Annotated in this window: 18 protein-coding genes and 2 pseudogenes; 14 read left to right on the forward strand and 6 right to left on the reverse strand. The window is 67.3% G+C overall.

Going from position 1 to position 20,883, the window contains the following annotated elements; all coding sequences use genetic code 11:
- Positions 1–84: 84 nt before the first annotated feature.
- Genes glgC through QM782_RS20140 form a run of 4 tightly spaced genes read left to right on the forward strand, consistent with a single transcriptional unit; the run spans position 85 to position 3,547 of the window.
- Complete coding sequence (glgC, locus tag QM782_RS20125; protein ID WP_415204659.1) at positions 85–1,353, forward strand: glucose-1-phosphate adenylyltransferase; 1,269 nt, start codon at positions 85–87, stop codon at positions 1,351–1,353.
- The gene (gene glgA / locus QM782_RS20130) at positions 1,350–2,801 is read left to right on the forward strand and encodes a glycogen synthase GlgA (protein ID WP_415204660.1); all 1,452 of its coding nucleotides are present in this window, start codon (positions 1,350–1,352) and stop codon (positions 2,799–2,801) included. The genes glgC and glgA overlap by 4 nt, the downstream gene beginning before the upstream one ends.
- Before the next feature lie 47 nt (positions 2,802–2,848).
- A complete protein-coding gene (locus QM782_RS20135; RefSeq protein WP_415204661.1) occupies positions 2,849–3,073 on the forward strand; it encodes a hypothetical protein in 225 nt (74 codons plus the stop codon).
- 15 nt (positions 3,074–3,088) lie between these two features.
- Positions 3,089–3,547 carry a transposase gene (locus QM782_RS20140; protein WP_415205696.1) on the forward strand — a complete coding sequence of 153 codons (459 nt, stop codon included), beginning with the start codon at positions 3,089–3,091 and terminating at the stop codon, positions 3,545–3,547.
- Here the strand turns inward: QM782_RS20140 and QM782_RS20145 are convergent.
- Entirely contained in the window at positions 3,498–4,517 is a 1,020-nt protein-coding gene (locus QM782_RS20145) for a LysR substrate-binding domain-containing protein (protein WP_415204662.1), read from the reverse strand. The two genes, QM782_RS20140 and QM782_RS20145, sit on opposite strands and share 50 nt — an antisense overlap.
- A 202-nt stretch (positions 4,518–4,719) precedes the next feature.
- On the opposite strand from QM782_RS20145, the gene QM782_RS20150 reads away from it, so the two are divergent.
- The 4 genes from QM782_RS20150 to aldA are packed head-to-tail and all read left to right on the forward strand — an operon-like array spanning position 4,720 to position 9,496.
- The gene (locus QM782_RS20150; protein ID WP_415204663.1) at positions 4,720–6,015 is read left to right on the forward strand and encodes an MFS transporter; all 1,296 of its coding nucleotides are present in this window, start codon (positions 4,720–4,722) and stop codon (positions 6,013–6,015) included.
- A 29-nt stretch (positions 6,016–6,044) separates the two neighbouring features.
- Positions 6,045–7,235, forward strand: coding sequence for an L-rhamnonate dehydratase (rhmD, locus tag QM782_RS20155; protein ID WP_415204664.1), 1,191 nt, complete (start codon positions 6,045–6,047; stop codon positions 7,233–7,235).
- A 10-nt stretch (positions 7,236–7,245) separates the two neighbouring features.
- Positions 7,246–8,046: an aldolase/citrate lyase family protein gene (locus tag QM782_RS20160; RefSeq protein ID WP_415204665.1), complete on the forward strand. Its 801-nt coding sequence runs from the start codon at positions 7,246–7,248 to the stop codon at positions 8,044–8,046.
- A 16-nt stretch (positions 8,047–8,062) separates the two neighbouring features.
- Entirely contained in the window at positions 8,063–9,496 is a 1,434-nt protein-coding gene (gene aldA / locus QM782_RS20165; protein WP_415204666.1) for an aldehyde dehydrogenase, read from the forward strand.
- On the opposite strand, the pseudogene QM782_RS20170 reads toward aldA, so the two are convergent.
- Positions 9,483–9,695, reverse strand: a pseudogene (locus QM782_RS20170) (IS110 family transposase); the annotation flags it as partial. The gene aldA and the pseudogene QM782_RS20170 sit on opposite strands and share 14 nt — an antisense overlap.
- Positions 9,696–10,142: 447 nt before the next feature.
- On the opposite strand from QM782_RS20170, the gene QM782_RS20175 reads away from it, so the two are divergent.
- The 5 genes and pseudogenes from QM782_RS20175 to QM782_RS20195 all read left to right on the forward strand — a co-directional run.
- Positions 10,143–11,540 carry a phosphomannomutase/phosphoglucomutase gene (locus QM782_RS20175; RefSeq protein WP_415204667.1) on the forward strand — a complete coding sequence of 466 codons (1,398 nt, stop codon included), beginning with the start codon at positions 10,143–10,145 and terminating at the stop codon, positions 11,538–11,540.
- Between the two features lie 17 nt (positions 11,541–11,557).
- Positions 11,558–12,571: a lipopolysaccharide heptosyltransferase I gene (waaC, locus tag QM782_RS20180; RefSeq protein WP_415204668.1), complete on the forward strand. Its 1,014-nt coding sequence runs from the start codon at positions 11,558–11,560 to the stop codon at positions 12,569–12,571.
- Complete coding sequence (locus QM782_RS20185; protein WP_415204669.1) at positions 12,568–13,899, forward strand: 3-deoxy-D-manno-octulosonic acid transferase; 1,332 nt, start codon at positions 12,568–12,570, stop codon at positions 13,897–13,899. The genes waaC and QM782_RS20185 overlap by 4 nt, the downstream gene beginning before the upstream one ends.
- A gap of 193 nt (positions 13,900–14,092) precedes the next feature.
- Positions 14,093–14,554: a hypothetical protein gene (locus QM782_RS20190; RefSeq protein WP_415204670.1), complete on the forward strand. Its 462-nt coding sequence runs from the start codon at positions 14,093–14,095 to the stop codon at positions 14,552–14,554.
- A 710-nt stretch (positions 14,555–15,264) separates the two neighbouring features.
- A pseudogene (locus tag QM782_RS20195) lies at positions 15,265–15,360 on the forward strand (hypothetical protein); the annotation flags it as partial.
- Between the two features lie 75 nt (positions 15,361–15,435).
- On the opposite strand, the gene QM782_RS20200 reads toward QM782_RS20195, so the two are convergent.
- The 4 genes from QM782_RS20200 to QM782_RS20215 form a co-directional block, all read right to left on the reverse strand.
- Complete coding sequence (locus tag QM782_RS20200) at positions 15,436–16,455, reverse strand: hypothetical protein (protein ID WP_415204671.1); 1,020 nt, start codon at positions 16,453–16,455, stop codon at positions 15,436–15,438.
- 347 nt (positions 16,456–16,802) lie between these two features.
- Positions 16,803–17,897 (reverse strand): T6SS immunity protein Tli4 family protein, encoded by a 1,095-nt coding sequence (locus tag QM782_RS20205; protein ID WP_415204672.1) that lies wholly within the window; start codon positions 17,895–17,897, stop codon positions 16,803–16,805.
- A 23-nt stretch (positions 17,898–17,920) separates the two neighbouring features.
- Complete coding sequence (locus QM782_RS20210; RefSeq protein WP_415204673.1) at positions 17,921–18,259, reverse strand: hypothetical protein; 339 nt, start codon at positions 18,257–18,259, stop codon at positions 17,921–17,923.
- Positions 18,260–18,424: 165 nt separating this feature from the next.
- Entirely contained in the window at positions 18,425–19,771 is a 1,347-nt protein-coding gene (locus tag QM782_RS20215) for an IS5 family transposase (RefSeq protein WP_415205697.1), read from the reverse strand.
- Between the two features lie 53 nt (positions 19,772–19,824).
- On the opposite strand from QM782_RS20215, the gene QM782_RS20220 reads away from it, so the two are divergent.
- The gene (locus QM782_RS20220) at positions 19,825–20,808 is read left to right on the forward strand and encodes an IS5 family transposase (protein ID WP_415202385.1); all 984 of its coding nucleotides are present in this window, start codon (positions 19,825–19,827) and stop codon (positions 20,806–20,808) included.
- Positions 20,809–20,883: the final 75 nt, after the last annotated feature.

Genomic DNA, 20,883 nt, shown 5'->3' on the forward strand with positions numbered 1-20,883 from the left:
GCCGCGGGCCGCGCGACAGCAGCTATCCTAGACGCCCGTCGTGAAACCCTTTTGTAAGCGGCAGAGGCAGCCGCGGGAGAACCCATGAACTCAAACGACCTGGCCCAGCAGCTGGATCTGCCCAAGCGGGCCATCGCCCTGGTGCTGGCAGGCGGCCGCGGCAGCCGGCTGATGAACCTGACCGACCGCCGCGCCAAGCCGGCCGTGTACTTCGGCGGCAAGTTCCGCATCGTCGACTTCGCGCTGTCGAACTGCCTGAACTCCGGCATCCGGCGCATCGGCGTGATCACGCAGTACAAGAGCCACAGCCTGCTGCGCCACGTGCAGCGCGGCTGGGGCTTCCTGAAGACCGAGATGAACGAGTTCGTGGACCTGATGCCGGCCCAGCAGCGCGTGGACGAGGAGAGCTGGTACCGCGGCACGGCCGACGCCGTCTACCAGAACCAGGACATCCTGGCCAGCTACCGGCCCGACTACATCGTCGTGCTGGCCGGCGACCACATCTACAAGATGAACTACGCCATCATGCTGGCCGACCACGTGGCCAAGGGCCGCGACTGCACGGTGGGCTGCATCGCCGTGCCGCGCGCGGAGGCCTCGGCCTTCGGCGTGATGGCCGTGGACGAGAACAGCCTGATCACCGACTTCCTGGAAAAGCCCAAGGACCCGCCGGCCATGCCCGGCCGGCCCGACATGGCGCTGGCCAGCATGGGCATCTACGTGTTCAACGCGCGCTACCTGTACAAGGAGCTGGAGCGCGACCTGGCCGACCCGAGCTCCAGCCACGACTTCGGCAAGGACATCATTCCGCGCGCGGTGAAGAACGGCAACGCCGCGGCGCACCCGTTCGAGCTGTCGTGCGTGAACATGCGCGTGGGCGAGGAGGCCTACTGGCGCGACGTCGGCACGATCGACGCGTACTGGGACGCCAACATCGACCTCACCGCCACCGACCCGCAGCTGAACCTGTACGACACGCGCTGGCCGATCTGGACCTACCAGGCCCAGCTGCCGCCGGCCAAGTTCGTGCACAACAGCGACGACCGGCGCGGCATGGCGGTCGAGTCGCTGGTCTCGGGCGGCTGCATCATCTCGGGCCAGGTGCTGCGCTCGGTGCTGTTCTCCAGCGTGCGCGTGAACTCGTACTCCCACGTCAGCTGGTCGGTGCTGATGCCCGGCGTGCAGATCGGCCGGCACGCGCGCATCACGCGTGCCATCGTCGACCGCGGCGTGAACGTCCCCGACGGCATGGTCATCGGCGAGGATGCCGAGGCCGACGCCGCGCGCTTCTACCGCAGCCCCAACGGCATCGTGCTGGTGACCAAGAGCATGCTGGAGAAGCTCGAGGCATGAAGGTCCTGCAGGTCGCCGCGGAGGTGTATCCGCTGGTCAAGACGGGTGGGCTGGCCGACGTGGTGGGGGCGCTGCCGCAGGCGCTGGCCGGGGCCGGCGCCGAGGTGCGGCTGCTGCTGCCGGGGCTGCCGGCCATCCTCCACGGCCTGGACGGGCTGGCCGAGGTCTGCACGATCGGTCCGCTGTTCGGCGCCGGCCGGGTGCGCCTGCTGCGCGGGCGCATGGACGGGGTGCAGGCGGCCTACGTGGTCGACGCGCCGTACCTGTACGAGCGCCCCGGCAATCCCTACCTCGGGCCCGACGGGCGCGAATGGCCGGACAACCTGCAGCGCTTCGCGCTGCTGGGCTGGGTGGCCGCGCACCTGGCCGCCGGCGAGCTGGACCCGGACTGGAAGCCCGCGGTGCTGCACGCGCACGACTGGCATGCCGCGATGTCCTGCGCCTACCTGGCCGCGCGGCCGGTGCGCGACGTGGCCACCGTGTTCACCGTGCACAACCTGGCCTTCCACGGGCTGTTCGATCCGGAGGACTTCTTCCTGCTGGGGCTGCCCGCGCGCTTCATGGCGCCGGCCGCGCTGGAGTTCCACGGCCAGTTCTCGTTCATCAAGGCCGGGCTGAAGTTCGCCACCCGCGTCACGACGGTCAGCCCGACCTACGCGCGCGAGATCCGCACGCCGGAGTTCGGCAGCGGCCTGGACGGCGTGGTCCGCGTGCGCGGCGACGACGTCTCGGGCATCCTGAACGGCGTGGACCCGCAGGTCTGGAACCCGGCCACGGACGCGGAGCTGGCCGCGCGCTACGACGCCGGCGACCTGTCCGGCAAGGCGCGCTGCAAGGCCGCGCTGCAGCAGGCGCTGGGCCTGCTGCCCGAGGCCGACGCCCCGCTGTTCGGCGTGGTCAGCCGGCTGACCGCGCAGAAGGGCCTGGACCTGGTGCTGGAGGCCCTGCCGGACCTGCTGGCGCAGGGCGCGCAGGTGGCGGTGCAGGGCTCGGGCGATCCGGCGCTGGAGGGCGCGTTCCGCCAGGCGATGGTCCAGCACCCCGGCCGCGTGGCGGTGCGCCTGGGCTACGACGAGGCCTTCGCGCACCGCTTGATCGCCGGTTCGGACGCCATCCTGGTGCCCTCGCGCTTCGAGCCCTGCGGGCTCACGCAGCTGTACGGGCTGCGCTACGGCACGGTGCCCGTCGTGCGCCGCGTCGGTGGCCTGGCCGACACCGTGGTGGACTGCAGCGAGGACACGCTGGCGCGCGGCGCGGCCACCGGCTTCGCGTTCGGCCCGGCCACGGCGGACGCGCTGGGCCGCGCGCTGCAGCGCGCCGTGCTGGCCTACCGCCAGCCCGCGGTCTGGCAGCAGCTGGTGCACAACGGCATGGCGCAGAACTTCTCGTGGGAGCCGGTGGCGCAGCAGTACATGGCGCTGTACCGGCAGGCGATCAGCGCCCTTTGAAGCCGGGCAGCCGGCTGCCTCTGCGTCTTCAACGGGCCACTGCCCTCGTGAAGACGCACAACGCGGCCAGCCAGCAGGAGTTGGACGGGGAGGCGGCCGCCATGCTGTCGCAGGTGGCCGCGGCGGTCCGCGTCGCCACGCTGGTGGCCTTGCTGGCCAGGATCCACCTGCCTGACGAGCGACGTACCTCAGATCCCAGCCGAACGAAGCCGAGCCGCGCGAGTCCAACGGCCATGCCGAATCCTCGGCATGGCCGTTGGAGCACGAGCTGATGCAGACCATGGGCCCTGCATGAGGAGCGCTACCCCCTACAAGGGCACGTGGAGATCGACGATGCGTACCTCGGAGGCGAGCGCGCAGGCCACGTCAACGGCGGGCGCAAGGCTGCCAACAAGACAGCCTTCGTCGCTGCGGTGCAGACCAGCGCCGATGGCAGGCCCCTGTACATGCGCATGACGCCCGTGGCGGACTTCACCAACCAGGACATGCAGCAATGGGCAAGCGCCATCTGGCGGCGGGCTGCCACGTGGCCGGCGACGGGTATGCGCGCTTTCTTGCGCAAGTGCAGCCTGCCAAAGGGCCACGCTGCCCAGCCTACTGCGAGCACTGGCTGCTGCACGCCCGCTTCCATTGAAGGCATTGCGCTTGTCCGAGGTATGTCGCTGGTCGGGCGAACTTGCCGATCCCAATGGCGCGTCAGCCTGCGCGGGCCGGTTCCTGTGCCTGCGTCCGCAGCAGCGCAATGAACTTCTGCTGTTCCAGCGTCAGCGGGTCGTCGGTGCGCGTCACGATGCCGAAAGGTGCCAAGGGCCCGTCGATGCACACCGGCAGCGTCTTGACCAGGCCCATGCGCAGATAGTCCTTGAGCGCGAACTCCGACAGCAGCATCACGGCGTCGGTCAACTGCACCAGCTGCTGCATGGAGTACACCGAGCTGCATTCGATGATGTCGGCCGGCGTCGGCAAGGCCAGGCGCAGCAGCATCTGGTCGAGCGCGATGCGCGCGGGGCTCGTCGCGGGCTGCAAGATCCAGGGCCACTCCTGTACCAATTCTTCCCAGTCGAGTTTGCGCCGGCGTGCAAGGGGATGGCCGCTGCGTACCACGACGAGCAGGTGCTCGTTGCCCAGCGCCTCGAAGCTGTAAGCGCCGCTGCCGGCCGCCGGGCTGCGCCGCGCGATGGCGAGGTCGATGCGCCGCTGTTCCAGCAGCCGCAGCACTTCATCGCTGGTGTCACCCATGATGCGCAGGCGCAATTGAGGGCTTTGCGCCTTCATGCGCGCCACGGCCATCATCACCAGATGCGGTGCGGCGCCCATGATGGTGCCTATGGCGAGGTAGCCGTAGCCTCCCTGCCGGCGCACGGCCAGATCCTCGGCGCAGCGGTCCAGGCTGTTGAGCGAGGTCTCGGCAAAACGCACCAGTTGCGCGCCCAGGGCCGTGGGGCGCATGCCGCGCGGCAGGCGCTCGAACAATTGGCCGCCGAACATGTCCTCGATCTCGCGCAGCATACGCGTGGCTGCCGGCTGCGACATGGCCAGGCTGATCGAGGCACGGTGCAGATTCAGGCTCGAACCCAAGGCCACCAGCATGTGCAGGTGCTTGTAGCGCAGCCGGTTCAGCAGGCTGCGGTGAAGCATGGGCGTGGTGGCTTGCGGTGTCTTGGAAGGCATAAGTGCAAGGTATCGGATGTGACCGAAATTCGATTTGTTGAGCATCGATCATGCGCCGTACATTGGGCGATCGACAAGCGATCAGACCCAATCCAGGAGACGAGACATGCACAGCCCATCGCCTGTTTCATGACGCGCTGACGCGGCTGGCACCAGCGCCGCGCACTCGCAACTTTCCCCAAAAGCACGCCTTCTGCGCCCGTCTTTCGCGGGCGTGACGGCCCTCCGTTGCCTGCAAGAACTCGTCATGAAAAAACTTCCCGCTCCCCTGCTCGCCAAGATCTCCTGGCGCTTGCTGCCCTTTCTGCTACTCATGTACATCATGGCCTTCCTGGACCGGGCCAACGTGGGCTTCGCCAAGGTGGCTTTCCAGGCCGACACCGGCATCAGCAATGCTGCCTTCGCCTTCGGCGCGGGTGTCTTCTTCGCGGGCTATGCATTGCTGGAAGTCCCGAGCAACCTGATCATGCACCGCGTCGGCGCGCGCATGTGGATGTGCCGCATCATGGTCACCTGGGGCCTGGTGTCGGCGGCCATGATGTTCGCCCACAATGAGACCACCTTCTACGTGCTGCGCTTCCTGCTGGGCGTGGCCGAGGCGGGGTTCTTTCCCGGCGTCATCCTCTACCTGACCTACTGGTTCCCGGCCGCGCACCGCGCGCAGGCCATGGGGTTCTTCTACTTCGGCGCGCCGCTGGCCTTCATCTTCGGCAGCCCGCTGTCGGGCCTGCTGCTGGAACTGGACGGCATGGGCGGTTGGCATGGCTGGCAATGGCTGTTCGCCGTCGAGGGCCTGATGGCCACGGCCGTCGGTATCTGGTCTTACTTCTACCTGACCAACCGTCCCTCGGATGCCCAATGGCTGACCCGGGAAGAGCGGGCGCTGGTGCAGGACATCCTCGACGGCGAGGAGCGTGCCAAGGGCGGCCACGGCCATAGCCTGATGGCAGCCATGTGCCAGCCGCGCGTGCTGTACCTGGCGCTGGTCTATCTGCTGATCCAGGCCAGCGTCTACGGCGTGGTGTTCTATCTGCCCAGCCAGGTCGCGGGCCTGCTGGGCGCCAAGGTGGGCCTGCTGGTAGGCGTGGTCTCGGCCATTCCCTGGCTGTGTGCCCTGCTGGCGGCCTGGTGGATCCCGCGCCATGTCGAGCGCACGCAAAAGCCGCGCGGCATTGCCAGTCTGACCCTGGTGATGGCGGCCGTGGGCATGGCCGCCTCGGTGAGTTTTTCCAGCCCGCTACTGGGCGTGGCCGCGCTGTGCCTGGCGGCCGCCGGCTTCATCGCCGTGCAGCCCGTGTTCTGGACCTTTCCCGCCAATACGCTGGCCGGCGCGGCGGCGGCGGGCGGCATTGCACTGATCAACTCCTTCGGCGCCGTGGGCGGCTTCATCGCCCCCATCGTGAAGAACTGGGCCGAAGGCTTTTTCCACTCCCCGGCGGCGGGCCTGTACTTGCTGGCGGCCACCACGCTGCTGGCGGCCGCCCTGGTGCTGGGCGTGCGGACCCGCATGGCGCCTGCGCTGCAGCCCGGCGCCGCCCTCTGAACCTTTCTTCCATATGGAGCAATGAAGACATGAGCCAGCAGATCCCGACCATCAAGCATTTGCGCGCCTTCACCCTGAAGGGCGGCGGCGCCGACTACCACGACCAGTCCGACGGCCACTGGATCGATGACCACATCGCCACGCCCATGTCCAAGTACCCCGAGTTCCGCCAAAGCCGGCGCAGCTTCGGCATCAACGTGCTGGGCACGCTGGTGGTGGAGATCGAGGACAGCGCGGGCAACGTGGGCTTTGCCGTGACCACGGGCGGCGAGCCCGCCGCCTACATCGTCGAAAAGCACCTGGCCCGCTTCCTCGAAGGTGCAAAAGTCACCGATATCGAGCGCATCTGGGACCAGATGTATCTGTCCACGCTCTACTACGGCCGCAAGGGCATCGTCATCAACACCCTCTCGGGCGTGGACCTCGCGCTGTGGGATTTGCTGGGCAAGGTGCGCGGCGAGCCCGTACATCAATTGCTGGGCGGCGCCGTGCGCGACGAGTTGCAGTTCTATGCGACGGGCGCGCGGCCCGACCTGGCGCAGAAGATGGGGTTCATCGGCGGCAAGATGCCGCTGCACCATGGCCCGGCCGAAGGCGAGGAGGGCCTGCGCCGCAACCTGGAGGAACTGGCCGCCATGCGCGAGCGCGTGGGCCCGGACTTCTGGCTCATGCTCGACTGCTGGATGAGCCTGGACCTGAACTACGCGACCCGCCTGGCGCAAGGCGCACAGGAACATGGCCTCAAGTGGATAGAGGAGGCCTTGCCGCCCGATGACTACTGGGGCTATGCCGCCCTCAGGAAGAACGTGCCCACGGGCATGCTGGTGACCACGGGCGAGCACGAGGCCACGCGCTGGGGCTTTCGCCAGCTGCTGGAGATGGGCTGCTGCGACATCATCCAGCCCGATGTGGGCTGGTGCGGCGGCATCACCGAGCTGCTCAAGATCTCAGCCCTGGCCGATGCCCATCAGGCCCTGGTCATCCCGCATGGCTCCAGCGTCTACAGCTACCACTTCGTGGCCACGCGCCACAACAGCCCGTTCGCCGAGTTCCTGATGATGGCGCCCAAGGCCGACGAGGTCGTGCCCATGTTCCATCCGCAACTGCTGGGCGAGCCCGTGCCAGTCAACGGCCGCATGCGCATCTCGGCGCTGGACAAGCCTGGCTTCGGCGTGGAGTTGAACCCCGAATGCGCGCTGCACCGGCCCTACACGCACTGAGGAAGCAGCCATGCGACTACCTGTCAACCCCTTCAAGGCTGCGCTGCGGGGCGCCGATCCGCTGTACGGCATCTGGACCAGCTTTGCCGCGCCCTATGCGGCAGAAATCATCGCCACCACGGGCTACGACTGGATGCTGGTCGATGGCGAGCACGCGCCCAACACCGTGCCCACGCTGCTGGGCCAGCTACAGGCCGTGGCGCCCTATGCCACCCATCCCGTGGTGCGCGCCGTGCAGGGCGACACCGTGCTCATCAAGCAACTGCTGGACGTCGGCGTGCAGACGCTGATGATTCCCATGGTCGAGACGGCCGAGCAGGCGCGGGAGCTGGTACGCGCCATGCGCTACCCGCCCCGCGGCGTGCGCGGCGTGGGTGGCGGGCTCACGCGGGCCACGCGCTGGGACGCCGTGCCCGACTACATCCGCACGGCGCACGAAGAGCTGTGCCTGATCGTGCAGATCGAATCGCGCCGGGGGGTGGACAACGCCGCCGAGATCGCTGCCGTCGATGGCGTGGACGCCGTCTTCATCGGCCCGGCCGACCTGTCCACGGGCATGGGCCATGCGGGCGACGCCAGCCAGAGCGAGGTGCAGGACTGCATACGCCGCACCATCGAGGCGGTGCACTCCCACGGCAAAGCCTGTGGCATCCTCGCGCCGCAGGAGGAGGATGCGCGCCGCTATGCCGCATGGGGCTGCAGCTTCATCGCCGTGGGCATCGACATCAGCCTGCTGCGCCAGGCGGCGCTGGCCAATCTGGCGCGTTACCGCGACGCCGACCCGGCCGTTTCTGCATCCCGCACCTACTGAACCCCAGGAGAACTCCATGGCATCTCTTCCCGTGCTGCGCAATTTCATCGCCGGTCACTTCACCGACAGCGTCGAAATGCATGACGTCACCAACCCTGCCACGGGTGCGGTGCTGGCGCACTCGCCCTTGTCCACCCAGGACGACGTGGACCGTGCCATCGCCGCCGCGCGCAGTGCCCACAAAGCCTGGGCGCGCCGCCCGGCTGTGGAGCGCGCCCAGTACCTGCGCCGCGTGGCGGCCCGCATCCGCGACAACGCGCCGCGTATCGCGCGCACCATCACCGAGGAGCAGGGCAAGACCCTCGGTCTGGCCGAGGTCGAGGTGAACTTCACGGCTGACTACCTCGACTACATGGCCGAATGGGCGCGCCGCATCGAGGGGGAGGTCATCGCCAGCGACCGCGCGGGCGAGCAAATCTTCCTGCTGCGCAAGCCCCTGGGCGTGGTGGCAGGCATCCTGCCCTGGAACTTCCCCTTCTTCCTGATCGCACGCAAGATGGCGCCGGCCCTGCTCACGGGCAACACCATCGTCATCAAGCCCAGTGAGGAAACGCCCATCAACTGCCACGCTTTCACCGAGCTGCTGGCCCAGTGCGAACTGCCGGCCGGCGTGTTCAACGTGGTCTACGGCCAGGGCGGCACGGGCGCGGCACTGTCCGGGCATGCGGGCGTGGACATGGTCAGCTTCACGGGCAGCGTGGCCACGGGCGAGCGCATCGCGGCCGCGGCCGCGCCCCACATCACCAAGCTCAACCTGGAGCTGGGCGGCAAGGCCCCGGCCATCGTGCTGGCCGATGCCGACCTGGACCTGGCCGTGCGCGCTATCCGCGACTCGCGCATCATCAACACCGGCCAGGTCTGCAACTGCGCCGAGCGCGTCTACGTGCAGCGCCAGGTGGCCGACGAGTTCACGGCCCGCATTGCCCGGGCCATGGCCGCCACGCGCTACGGCGACCCCATCGCCCGTCCCGACGTGGAAATGGGCCCGCTCATCAACCGCAAGGGCCTGGACGGCGTGCAGGCCAAGGTGCGCCAGGCCGTCGATGACGGTGCGCAACTGGTCACGGGCGGGCAGGCCGCCGACCTGGGCGCGGGCTTCCACTTCCAGCCCACCGTGCTGGCCGGCTGCCATGCAGGCATGGAGATCATGCGCAAGGAAATCTTCGGTCCCGTGCTGCCCATCCAGGTGGTGGAGGATCTGGACGAGGCCATCGCCTTGGCCAACGACTGCGAGTACGGCCTGACCTCGTCGGTCTACACGCGCGACTTGTCCAAGGCCATGCAGGCCATGCGCGAGATGGACTTCGGCGAGACCTACATCAACCGCGAGAACTTCGAGGCCATGCAGGGCTTTCACGCGGGTGTGCGCAAGTCGGGCGTGGGCGGTGCGGACGGCAAGCACGGCCTCTATGAGTACACCCACACCCACGTGGTGTACCTGCAGGGCTGAACGCGCAGGCTGCCTCGAACTCGCAGCCACCCGTGGCCTCCAAGACCACCAGCGCAGGCGCCAAGGCCGATGCTTGGCTGACCAACTGCTCGATGCCGCCCGAGTCGTCGGCGACCCGCCAGGTCCTGGTCTGCTCGCTACTGACGATCTCCAGCGTCTGGCTGCAGACGGCGATACCGATAAAAACGGGGGCGGACACGTCCTTTCGCTCCCGTCCTTGTTGATGCGAACCACTGGGTCCTACAGCCGTTCCGGCTGCAAGAAAGGACGGTCCGGGTCCGGCGCCCCGTGCTCAGCCATGGGCTTCGAATTTCCCAGAGGCGCTTCGGGCTACCTGGACCGGTCCGAGTGCTGAAGATGCAAGGCGGTCGAATCTTGCTGATCGTGGTGACGGGAAAATTGCCTGAATAGCGAGGGGGCTTCAAGACCGAAGCGCACACGCCGGTCTTGAAACCACCGTGCGAATCACGCATGTGCAGTGCTGCGGGTCCAGCAGCTTGCCAGCGGACCTGGCAAGAATATTGCGACGCCTGGAGCGGCTGCTGCAGCGCAGGACGCACCTGTACGGCCTGAGGTGCCGGACCATGCAGCAGTGGAGCTGTCGTCCATAATCGCCGGCACTTTTTTCGTTCCGTCCAGGAGTTCCATGCAAGTTTCCGCGTCCATCTTCAAGGCCTACGACATCCGCGGCATCGTGCCGAGCACGCTGGACGAGGCCGTCGCCGAGGGCCTGGGCCGCGCCTTCGGCACGATCGCGCGGCGCGAGGGCGAGACGACGGTCGCCGTGGGGCGCGACGGCCGCCTGTCCGGCCCGGCCCTGTCGGCGGCGCTGGTCCGCGGGCTGGTCGCGGCCGGCGTGCAGGTCATCGACTGCGGCGCCGTGACCACGCCGATGCTGTACTTCGCCGCGCACACCTTGTGCACCAGCGGCATCCAGATCACCGGCAGCCACAACCCCAAGGACTACAACGGCTTCAAGATGATCATGGGCGGGCGCGCGATCTACGGCGAGGAGATCCAGGCGCTGCGCCACATGATGGAAGCCGAGAGCTGGCAGGACGCGCCCGGCGGCGGCGTGCGCCAGGCCGACGTGCTGCCCGCCTACCGCGAGCGCATCGTCTCGGACGTGAAGCTGGCGCGCCCGCTGAAGATCGTGGTCGATTCGGGCAACGGCATCGCCGGCGCGTCCTCGCCCGGCATCTTCCGCGCGCTGGGCTGCGAGGTGATCGAGCTGTACAGCGAGGTGGACGGCAACTTCCCGAACCACCACCCCGACCCGAGCAAGCCCGAGAACCTGCAGGACCTGATCGCCGCGCTGAAGAGCAGCGGCGCCGAGCTGGGCCTGGCCTTCGACGGCGACGGCGACCGGCTGGGCATCGTCACGCGCGAGGGCAACAACATCTTCCCGGACCGGCAGATGGCGCTGTTCGCGCAGGACGTGCTCGCGCGCGTGCCGGGCGGCACGATCCTGTTCGACGTGAAGTGCTCGCAGCGCCTGGCGCCGGCCATCGAAGCGGCCGGCGGCACGGCGCTGATGTACAAGACCGGCCACTCGCTGATCAAGGCGAAGATGAAGGCCATCGAGGCCGAGGGCGGCCAGGCGCCGCTGGGCGGCGAGATGAGCGGCCACATCTTCTTCAAGGAGCGCTGGTTCGGCTTCGACGACGGCACCTACGCCGGCGCGCGGCTGCTGGAGATCCTCTCCCGCTCGCCGGACGCCAGCGCCGTGCTGGACGCGCTGCCCACCAGCTTCTCCACGCCCGAGCTGAACGTGGGCTGCGCCGAGGGCGAGCCGCACGCGCTGGTAGCCAGCTTGGTCGCCGCGGCCAGCTTCGACGCGCCGGCGACGGTCAACACCATCGACGGCCTGCGCGTGGACTGGCCCGACGGCTTCGGCCTGATCCGCGCGTCCAACACCACGCCGGTGCTGGTGCTGCGCTTCGAGGGCCATACGCACGAGGCGCTGGAGCGCATCGAGGCGCGGATGATGGAGCTGCTGCGCGCGGTCAAGCCCGACGCCCGGATCCAGGCGGCCGCGCATTGAGTAGTGCACCGCTGCGCATGCAGCAGGTCCTGATCGTCAAGCTCTCGTCGCTGGGCGACGTGGTCCACGCGCTGCCGGTGCTGCACGACATGCACCAGGCGCTGCCCGGCGTGCAGGTGGACTGGGTCGTGGAGGAGGGCTTCGCGCCGCTGCTCGGCCAGGTCCAGGGCATCCGCCGCGTGATCCCGATCGGGCTGCGGCGCTGGGGGCGCACGCTGCGGCAGGTGCCGCTGCAGGCGGCGCGCGAGTTCCTGGCGTTCCGGCGCGTGCTACGCGGCACGCGCTACGACGCCGTGATCGACATCCACGGCCTGGCCAAGAGCGCGGTGGTCGCCCGCATGGCGCGCGGCCACCGCTACGCCATGGCCAACGGGACCGAGGACTCCGGCTACGAGGCGGCCACGCGCTGGGTCGCCGACACCGCGATCGCCGTCGAGCCGCACATCCACGTGGTGCAGCGCTCGCGCGAGGTCTGCGCGCGTGCGCTGGGCTATGCGCTGCCGGCGGATCTGCGCTTCGGCCTGGGCGAGCGCGAGCGCGACCGTACCGCGCAGCAGCCGCTGGTCGCGCTGGTGCACGGTACCTCGCGCGCGGACAAGGAATGGCCGATCGCGCACTGGCTGGCGCTGGCGCGCCGGCTGCACGGCCAGGGCCTGGGCGTGGCCCTGCCGCACGGCAGCGCCAGCGAGCAGGCCCGCAGCGAGGTGATGGCCGACACGCTGCGCGCCGACGGCGTGCGCGCGGAAGTGCTGCCGCGCCTGCCGCTGGATGCGCTGACGCGCGAGCTGGCGCGCTGCGCCGGCGTGGTCGGCGTGGATAGCGGGCTGTCGCACATCGCTGTCGCGCTGGACCTGCCGCACGTGCAGATCTACAACTTCGACACCGCCTGGCGCACCGGCCCGCTGCCGCCCGCGCACGGCGAGCCGCTGCAGCGCAGCGTGTTCGCGCGGCCCACGCCGGGCGTGGACGCGGTCTGGCAGGCCTGGCAGCAGGTGCGGGCGGCCGACGCGGCGCAAGCGCGCGCTGCATGATGCTGCTGCGCCTGTACGGCTGGCTGACCTGGCTCGCGCAGCCGCTGCTGCGGCGCAAGCTGGCCCGGCGCGCGCGCGCCGAGCCCGGCTACGGGCAGGCCGTGCCCGAGCGCTTCGGCCACTACGTCCAGCCGCCGTCCAGCGGCTGGGTCTGGGTGCATGCCGTGTCGCTGGGCGAGACGCGCGCCGCGGCCGTGCTGGTCGCCGCGCTGCGCGAACGCCTGCCCGGCCTGCGGCTGCTGCTCACGCATGGCACGGCCACCGGCCGGGCCGAGGGCGCGCGGCTGCTGCGCGAGGGCGACCTGCAGGTCTGGCAGCCCTGGGACACGCCGGGCGCGACCGGCCGCTTCCTCGCGCATTTCCGGCCCGCCGTCGGCATCCTGATGGAGACCGAGATCTGGCCCTGGCTGATCGAGAGCAGCCGCCGCGCCGGCGTGCCGCTGGTGCTGGCCAATGCCCGGCTGTCCGAGAAATCGCTGCGCGGCGCCCGGCGCGTGCCGCTGCTGCCGCCGGCCTATGCGGCGCTGACGGCCGCCTATGCGCAGACCGAGGCCGACGCCGCGCGGCTGCGCGCGGCCGGCGCGCCGGTGGCCGGCGTGTTCGGGAACCTGAAGTTCGACGCCGCACCCGATGCCGCGCAGCTGGCGCGCGGCCGGCAATGGCGCGCCGCGGCCGGCCGGCCGGTGGTGCTGTTCGCCAGCTCGCGCGAGGGCGAGGAGGCTGCGCTGGCGGCCTTGCTCGCGGCCGACCGCCGCCTGCTCGGCGAGCTGCAATGGCTGATCGTGCCGCGCCATCCGCAGCGCTTCGACGAGGTCGCGGCGCTGGTGGTCCAGGCGCAGGGCATCGCCGTGGCGCGCCGCAGCGCCTGGGGCGAGGGCGGCCCGCCGGCGCCGCAGGGCGCGGTCTGGCTCGGCGACTCGCTGGGCGAGATGGCGCTGTACTACGGTCTGGCCGACGTGGCGCTGCTCGGCGGCAGCTTCGAGCCGCTGGGCGGCCAGAACCTGATCGAGGCCGCGGCCTGCGGCTGCCCGGTACTGATGGGGCCGCACACCTTCAATTTCGCCGAGGCGGCGGCGCTGGCCGGGCAGGCCGGCGCCGCACTGCGCGTGGCGGACCTGGCGGCGGCGGTGCAGCAGGCCGAACGACTGGCGGCCGACCCGGCGGCGCGCACGCGGGCCGCGCAGGCGGGCCTGGACTTTGCCGCAGCGCACCGTGGCGCGGCCCAGCGCACGGCCGAAGCCATCGCGGTGTTGGCGCTGCGGGCCGCCGCTGCAGGCTTGCGTCCGACCGGCCACAGTGGTCAAGGGTCAGGTCGCTCGGCGTTCTGACGATCCATGCTCGCGCACCTACTGCCCGGGGGCTCGGCGCCTGGCCGCTGGAACGTGTTCACGATCTCCCGAGCAAGAGGCCGGGGAACTGGCTGACTCGAACCGGACAGCTTCCGCGCAAGCCGGGACGGGCCACGGCCCGATGAAGCGCGGCGTGCTGTAAGCTTTTTTCGACCACTTCCCGAGAAAACCCATGCTGACCGAGCTGATGGCGCTGTTGACCTGCGACGAACTGGATGTCGACGAACTGGCCGCGCTGGTGGCCAGGATCGAGGCGGCGCCGGACGATCCGGAACTGGCCTTCGTCGAGGGCGAGACGCCGGCCGAATACATGCAGATCGCGGTCATCCGCGAGGATTTCGTGATGATGAGCGACCGGGTCGACGAACTGCACGAGCAGGTGAGCGAGCAGTTCGCCGAGCCGCTGCCGGTGTTCCCGAACCATCGCATGCCGGCACCGGACTACTTTCGCTGGCTGGACGAGCATCTGGCGGGCGGGAAGATGCCTTATGAACTGCTGCTGTGGGGCAATCCCTACGACTACGACAACCTCAATGCCATCGTCGTCCGGCGTGCGGATACCGAGCGCATCCTGGCCATCGCCGCCGAGCTGGGGTTGCTGGTCGAGCGTGCGGCCCAGCGTCGCCTGACCTGAGGTCTCGCCCGTTCGGGCACGTCCGAGCGAGCGCGGCCCGATTTCCGGCCACTGGCCCGTGGAGTCGATGCCCATGCCGGCCCGGATCGGGTTCAGGTCCGCGTACGTACATCCGACCTACGCGGTGACGCCGCAGCGCGAGCCGCTGGGGGTGATCGACGCGTGGATGTGGGCACGCCGGCCGGTGGGGGACGACCCGGCGCCGGTGGAGAGCACGCGCTGGATCGAAGGCTACGAACGCGTGGCGGAGTGGGCCAAGGAGTTGCCGCGAACGCGGCTGGTGTATGTGGCCGACCGCGAGGCGGACATCGAGGCGCTGATGCAGCGCGCGCACGAACTGCAGCATCCGGCGGACTGGCTGATCGGCTGCCAGCATGACCGCCAGCTTGCGGGCCAGGACAAGCAGGCGCAGGGCCAGACCAAGCGGTGGGAGACGGCCACGGCGGCTCAGGCGCTGGGAACGATCCAGTTCACGCAACCCTCGCGACTGGTACCGGGCCCGCTGAGAGATCGAGCCGCTGTTCAACAGCGTCAAGAACGCCTGCCGGGTCGAGGCGCTGCAGTTGAGCACGATGGCCCGGCTGGAGAAGGCCATCGCGTTGTACCTGGTGGTGGCCTGGCGCATCGCACGGCTGATGCGCCTGGGGTGAACCTGCCCGGACCTGCCGGCCAAGCTGTTCTTCGAGCCCGACGAGTGCAAGGCCGCCTGCATCGTGCTGGACAACAAGCCGCCGCACGCGGCGCCCCGGCTCCATCAGGCGATCCGCCTGATCGCCACGCTGGGCGGCTTTCTTGGCCGCAAGAGCGACGGCCGGCCCGGCGTCAAGACCATGTGGATCGGCCTGCAACGCGTCGCAGGCGCAGACGCGTCAGCCAAAAAATCACTGGCGAAATCGGGCCCAAGGATCGACCACGGGCGCAGCCGGGTCGATGGCCTGCGGGCGCGGACGCAGCGACCTGGCCAGCGTCATCGCCAAATTGAAGGCCTCCTTCAACGGCGGAGGCTCCTTGCCGTGGAACGCCTTGTCGTCGGCCAGCTTGCCGATGCCCTCGGCCCTGACCACGATGCGCGGCTCGGTGACCGAACCCTTCTTGCCGGCCGTCTCGATGATCACCTCGTAGACGGTGTAGTTGTTGATCGAGCCCGGATAGGTGATGGCCATGGCGCGCGCCTCCTGGCCATTGGCAAGCTTCAGGTACTGCACGTCCCAGTGGTCGCTGATGCCGGTGGCACCGGCAAACGAGCAGCCGAACAGGTCACGGCTGGCCGTGCCCTGCTGCGCGCGGCAGCGCTTCTTGCTCTCACGGGCCATCTCCTCGGCCGCATCCCATGGCGTGATGGCCTGGCGGATGTCCTCGGTCGGGATCAGCGCGGTCTCCGTATGCGGCATGCGCGTCTTGATGTCCACGTGCAGCACGAGGTTGGCATAACGAGGGTCGACGAAGCTCACGCTCACGCGGCTGTCACGCTCGGTACCGCCGGCCGGGTCGGCAAAGAAACCATGCGGCGTGCAGATGCCCGGGCAGCCCGGCATCTGGCCGGGCTGCCGGATGCTGTAGCGCGGCACCAGCTTGGCCAACACCTCGCGCGCCAAGGGCTCCTGCGAAGGCGGCGGTGAATCTGAATCGGCCCGCTCGCCGTCCGCGGGCATCGTGGCGCGCTCCTGGGATTTGTCCTTCCAGTAGAAGCGGCCGCGCTGGTCTTCTGGAACGTGAATTCCTATCTGAAAGCGGCCAGGGCCAGCCCAGTTCGTAAACGAGTCCGTCTCTGGAGCAATTGGGCGAATCTGTTTGAATTCTTCGTTACCAGAAGTTGTGTAGTTGAACAGGCTCTGTGTGAGGAGCCCCGACATTCGGATGAACTTCGAAATAGGCTGACGGAAAGAGGGATCGTTGTCCATCCCCACCAGCGGATCACTCTCGCTGAACGCCACTGGCCCAATAGCGACGAACCCCTTGGATCTTCTGGATTGCCTAAGAGACTCTGCCGTATAGTTGAAAAACTTTGGATACGCTCCAAGAAGAAAGTATGACGCCCCAAGCTCGATAGGAGCTGGAACATCTATCAGCCAGCGACCAATACACTCAGTTTGCCAATTTTCGGGCCTGTTGAAATTAGAATTTAGATCCTTGACTTCGTCGCCTTTGGCGCTGCATCCGCCTATTAATATCGACGCCACAGCAACCCCCAGAACCAGGAACTGCTTTAGCTCTTTACACATAAGGTAACGAGAAGCACCATGGCCCATCAAAAAGCACCCGGCCGAGGCCGAATGCTCTTGACAATGGCATCCCAGACGCCCACCACTTCCTCATCCGAAAGGGAGGAAGAAAATATCTTCCCATAGGTCGGTGTGCCTTCTCTGAAACCTTGCATTCCTGTGCTCAGGTTCAAGTCGATCTGGGAATTCAACGTTCCAGAGGTTGGCGAGAGATCCACTTCTAGCATGAGCTTATGCTCGATCCGCTTGTTCCCGTCGCTATCGGGACCTGAAAATCGAACACCCAATTCCTGGGCCGCCATGCCAGCCACCTGCAACTTGCCCTTGCGCAATGTGCTGTAGCCTATGTCGAAGATATTCAAAAGATTCTTGGGGTCGTTGGCACGTTCCATCAAACTGCTGCCACGCCCACTGCCGTTGGTGATGACAACCATGTTCATGAGAAGGTCGGGACGTTCTTCGCTCCAGAAATGCGCAAAGAACTCCTCCTGGCTGTAACGCCCCTGGATCAACAAAGGTCCAGCGCAAAAGCCCTGCTGATTGGCCTTTTGGGGATCGTAGAGCTTGATTGATTGAACGAACTTCTTGAGGTGCTCCAACGTCATGGCTTGATCGTCGGCCTGATAGGCTGCCGCGCTGGCTATGACCGTCTGGCCTTCTAGCCAGAAGCGGATCTCAATGTTTCGAGATGGAAGATTTTTTCCAAACCCTTTTCTTTTATTCCGAAACATGAAGACGGTTTCGGAAATTTTTTCGCCAAATTCGACTTCCTGGTATTCCGGGCGCGCTTTATTTGAATAATTGATGACCTGCCTGCTGGTCAGCATGATCTGCATGTCCCGCCGAAAATCCTCAAGGGACTGATTTTTCCTTCCATCGAACGCCAGCGACATGTGCGGAGCGTCTTGGAAATCCATGTCCGGCGGCATGAATCGGTTACCGGCGGCATCGGCCTTGCTGTCATGTTCAAAAAACTGAGGTATATCGATCAAATAGCGGCCGAGGCAAACAGTCTTCATGTTCGTAGTCAATTCGTCGATGGTCATACGCTCACTCTTGGAAGGGCCTCGGTTGAGCCAACTCGCCAGCAGGACCACCAAGCCCAGTGCAACGAGCAGCATGCGACGATTCTTGAACAACCGCTTCATGCCGGTAGGTGGGCCTTGGCCGCAATCTTGGTGATGCTGTACAGCGTGGTGATTTGCGCTGTCGAGTTTTTGTAGGACGCCTCGTGCCCGAAGCCGGTGAGTGCAAACTGCTGTTGGATGCTGCTGCCCGAAGCGCGTGCCGGTGCGGCTCCAGAGCGGGTGGGCACGGTGCCATCACCCTTTGCATCCTGCTTACGGCAAGTCAACTCCCAGAAGCTGGTGTCATACCGCGTGGTGTTCACGCTCATGGGCCCCGCGTAGTTGGTCACAAACTCGGCCTTGCCTTCCACGAGAGCTACGTTGTTACCGTCAGTGCGTGTCTGCTGGGGTGTCATGCCCATGACTTCTGATGCTGTGGGCACGGTTGTATGACCGGCCGGATGATGGCCCGGCTTGATGTCCCAATGGACGCACTCAAAACTCGCCTGCTTGCCGCTGTCGTCACCGTAGTAGACAAAGGTGTTGGGATGGTACTTGGTCCGTCCTGAACAATTCCGTTCTCAGCCGCAGGCGGGTTGGCGATCGGCGGGGTTGGCGAGCAGTGCAGCGATGAGCGCCTGCATCGACGACAGCCCGAAGCGGGCGCAACAAAGCCGCAGCGCGGCCAGGATCAGGCGCAGGTTGTGCCCAGCGCCGCACATCACGGCATGGATGGCATCACCCCACGCGCCCTTGAGCGGGTCGCGGCCCAGCCGTCCGTCCATCTTCATGTGCCCGATGGCCGGCTCGATGGCGCTGCGCCGCTTGACCATGGCCTTGAGTGTCCTGGTGATGCCGCGCCGTTGTCCCGCGCGCAGGATGCGCACGCCCTCGATCTCCACGCCCCGGTAGCCCTTGTCCACGATGGCCGTGGCGGGCGGCCTGTCCATGCCGGTGAGGATGCCCACCTGTTCCGGCGCTTCGGCCAGCGTGTGCCCGTCGTAGGGGTCGCCCGGCATGGAGCGCGTGCCCACCACCAGGCCTTCCTTCACCGTGGTGGCGATGCTGACCTTCACGCCGAACGCATACGGTGTCCTGACCTTGCCTTTGCTGATGCATTCCACTTCGGGTACGTGCAGGGCGTACAGCTTGTTCTTGTCCTTCGGTGCCTGGGTCAGGATGCGGCCGGTGCGGAGCAACAAATCCTGGAGCTTGGCTTTGGCCGCTTCGGGCAGCACGTCCCGTTGGCGCTGCACCTGGCGATGCACGCGGCCGACGCGGCTGCGCAGCGCACGCACGGCCTTCTTCATGCGCTTGAACTGCTTGGCGTGCGCGTAGTGCCCGATCTGCGCGGCCAGGCGCGGTGCCACGCGGTTGTCGTTCTGGCGCAGCCGCAGCCCGTTGTCCTCGGCCGCCTTGACCAGGTGCTGACGGCTCTTGTCCAGCAGCCGGCTGTCAGAGGGATGGGCGATGGCCTTGGGCATGACGGTGGTGCCCACGATCACCTGCTGCGCGCTGGACTTGTGGATCACGCCGCCACGCCGGGCGGCCTCGATGCTGGCCGCCAGCAGCGTCTCCACGCCTTCTTCGCCGACACGCTTTCTCCAGCGCGTCAGGCTGGACGGGTCGATGGGCAATTCGGTCTGCAGGGTGGTCTCGCCGCAGAAGAACTGCCAGTACGGGTTCTCCACCCAGGTGTTGACCACGGCTTCGTCGGAGGCATCGACGGTGTGCTGCAGGTACAGCAGCCCAGCGACCAGACGTGCCGGCAAGGCAGGCCGGCCGCGGCCGCAAGTGAATGACACCGCGAACGTGCGCTCGATCTCCGCCCAATCGATCAAGGCAGCCAGCCTGACCAGCGGGTGACGCATGTTGATCTGCTCGTCCAACCGTGGACGGAACAACTCGGCCGTTTGGGAGGCGCTGATTTATCCGTGCTGACCGCGATGCGAGATTGACACCACGAAGGCAGCATCAGGGTATGAACCAACGCAGCTTTGCCAGCGCCGAGTACGCCTTGAAGAAGAAGCGCACGAGGCGAGAGAGGTTTCTCGACGAGATGGAGCGCCTCGTGCCTTGGGCCCGTCTGGAAGCAGCCATTGCGCGTTCGTACCCGCGCGGCGGCCGGGTAGGCCGCCCGCCCATCGGCGTGGCCAAGATGCTGCGCATGTACTGCTTGCAGCAGTGGTATGGCCTGGCCGACGAGGCGCTGGAGGACACGCTGTACGACAGCCAGTCCATGCGCGACTTCGTGGGCATCGACCTGTCGCGCGAGTCGGTGCCCGACGCCACGACGCTGCTGAAGTTCCGACGCCTGCTGCTGGCCAACGACCTGACAAGGACGCTTTTCGACGAGATCAACGCCCACCTGGGCGAGCAAGGCTTGCTGATGCGCGCGGGCACCATCGTGGACGCCACCATCATCGCCGCGCCCAGTTCGACGAAGAACGCCAAGGGTGAGCGCGACCCGCAGATGCACCAGACGAAGAAGGGCAACCAGTGGCACTTCGGTATGAAAGCGCACATCGGGGTGGATGCCGAGTCGGGCTTGGTGCACACGGTCATCGCCACGGCAGCCAACGTCAACGACGTGACGCAGGCCGGAGCACTGCTGCACGGGCAAGAGGCCTCGGCCTTCGGTGACGCCGGCTACCGCGGCGTGGACAAGCGGCCCGAGGCCAAAGGGCCGGTCTGGTTCGTTGCCATGCAGCCCGGCAAGCGCCGGGCGCTGGAACTGAAGAGGAAGTGGGCGCGGTTGCTGGAGCAGGCCGAGCAACTGAAGGCCAGCGTGCGCGCCAAGGTCGAGCACCCGTTCCATGTGATGAAGAACCTGTTCGGCCATCGCAAGGTTCGCTACAAGGGGCTGGCCAAGAACCAGGGGCAGCTGTTCACGCTGTTCGGCTTGGCTAATCTGGTGATTGCCAAGCGATCGTTGTTGGACATCCAAGCCCGAGGTGCGTCTTGATCGAGCAAATCGGCCTGGAAAGGGCCGCAAACGAGCGCGCGGCGCTGCTCGTCAGGCTCGAATCGGCCGGGTTCT

Origin of the sequence: Pseudorhodoferax sp. (assembly GCF_047601025.1) — a bacterium.
GTDB lineage: Bacteria > Pseudomonadota > Gammaproteobacteria > Burkholderiales > Burkholderiaceae_C > Pseudorhodoferax.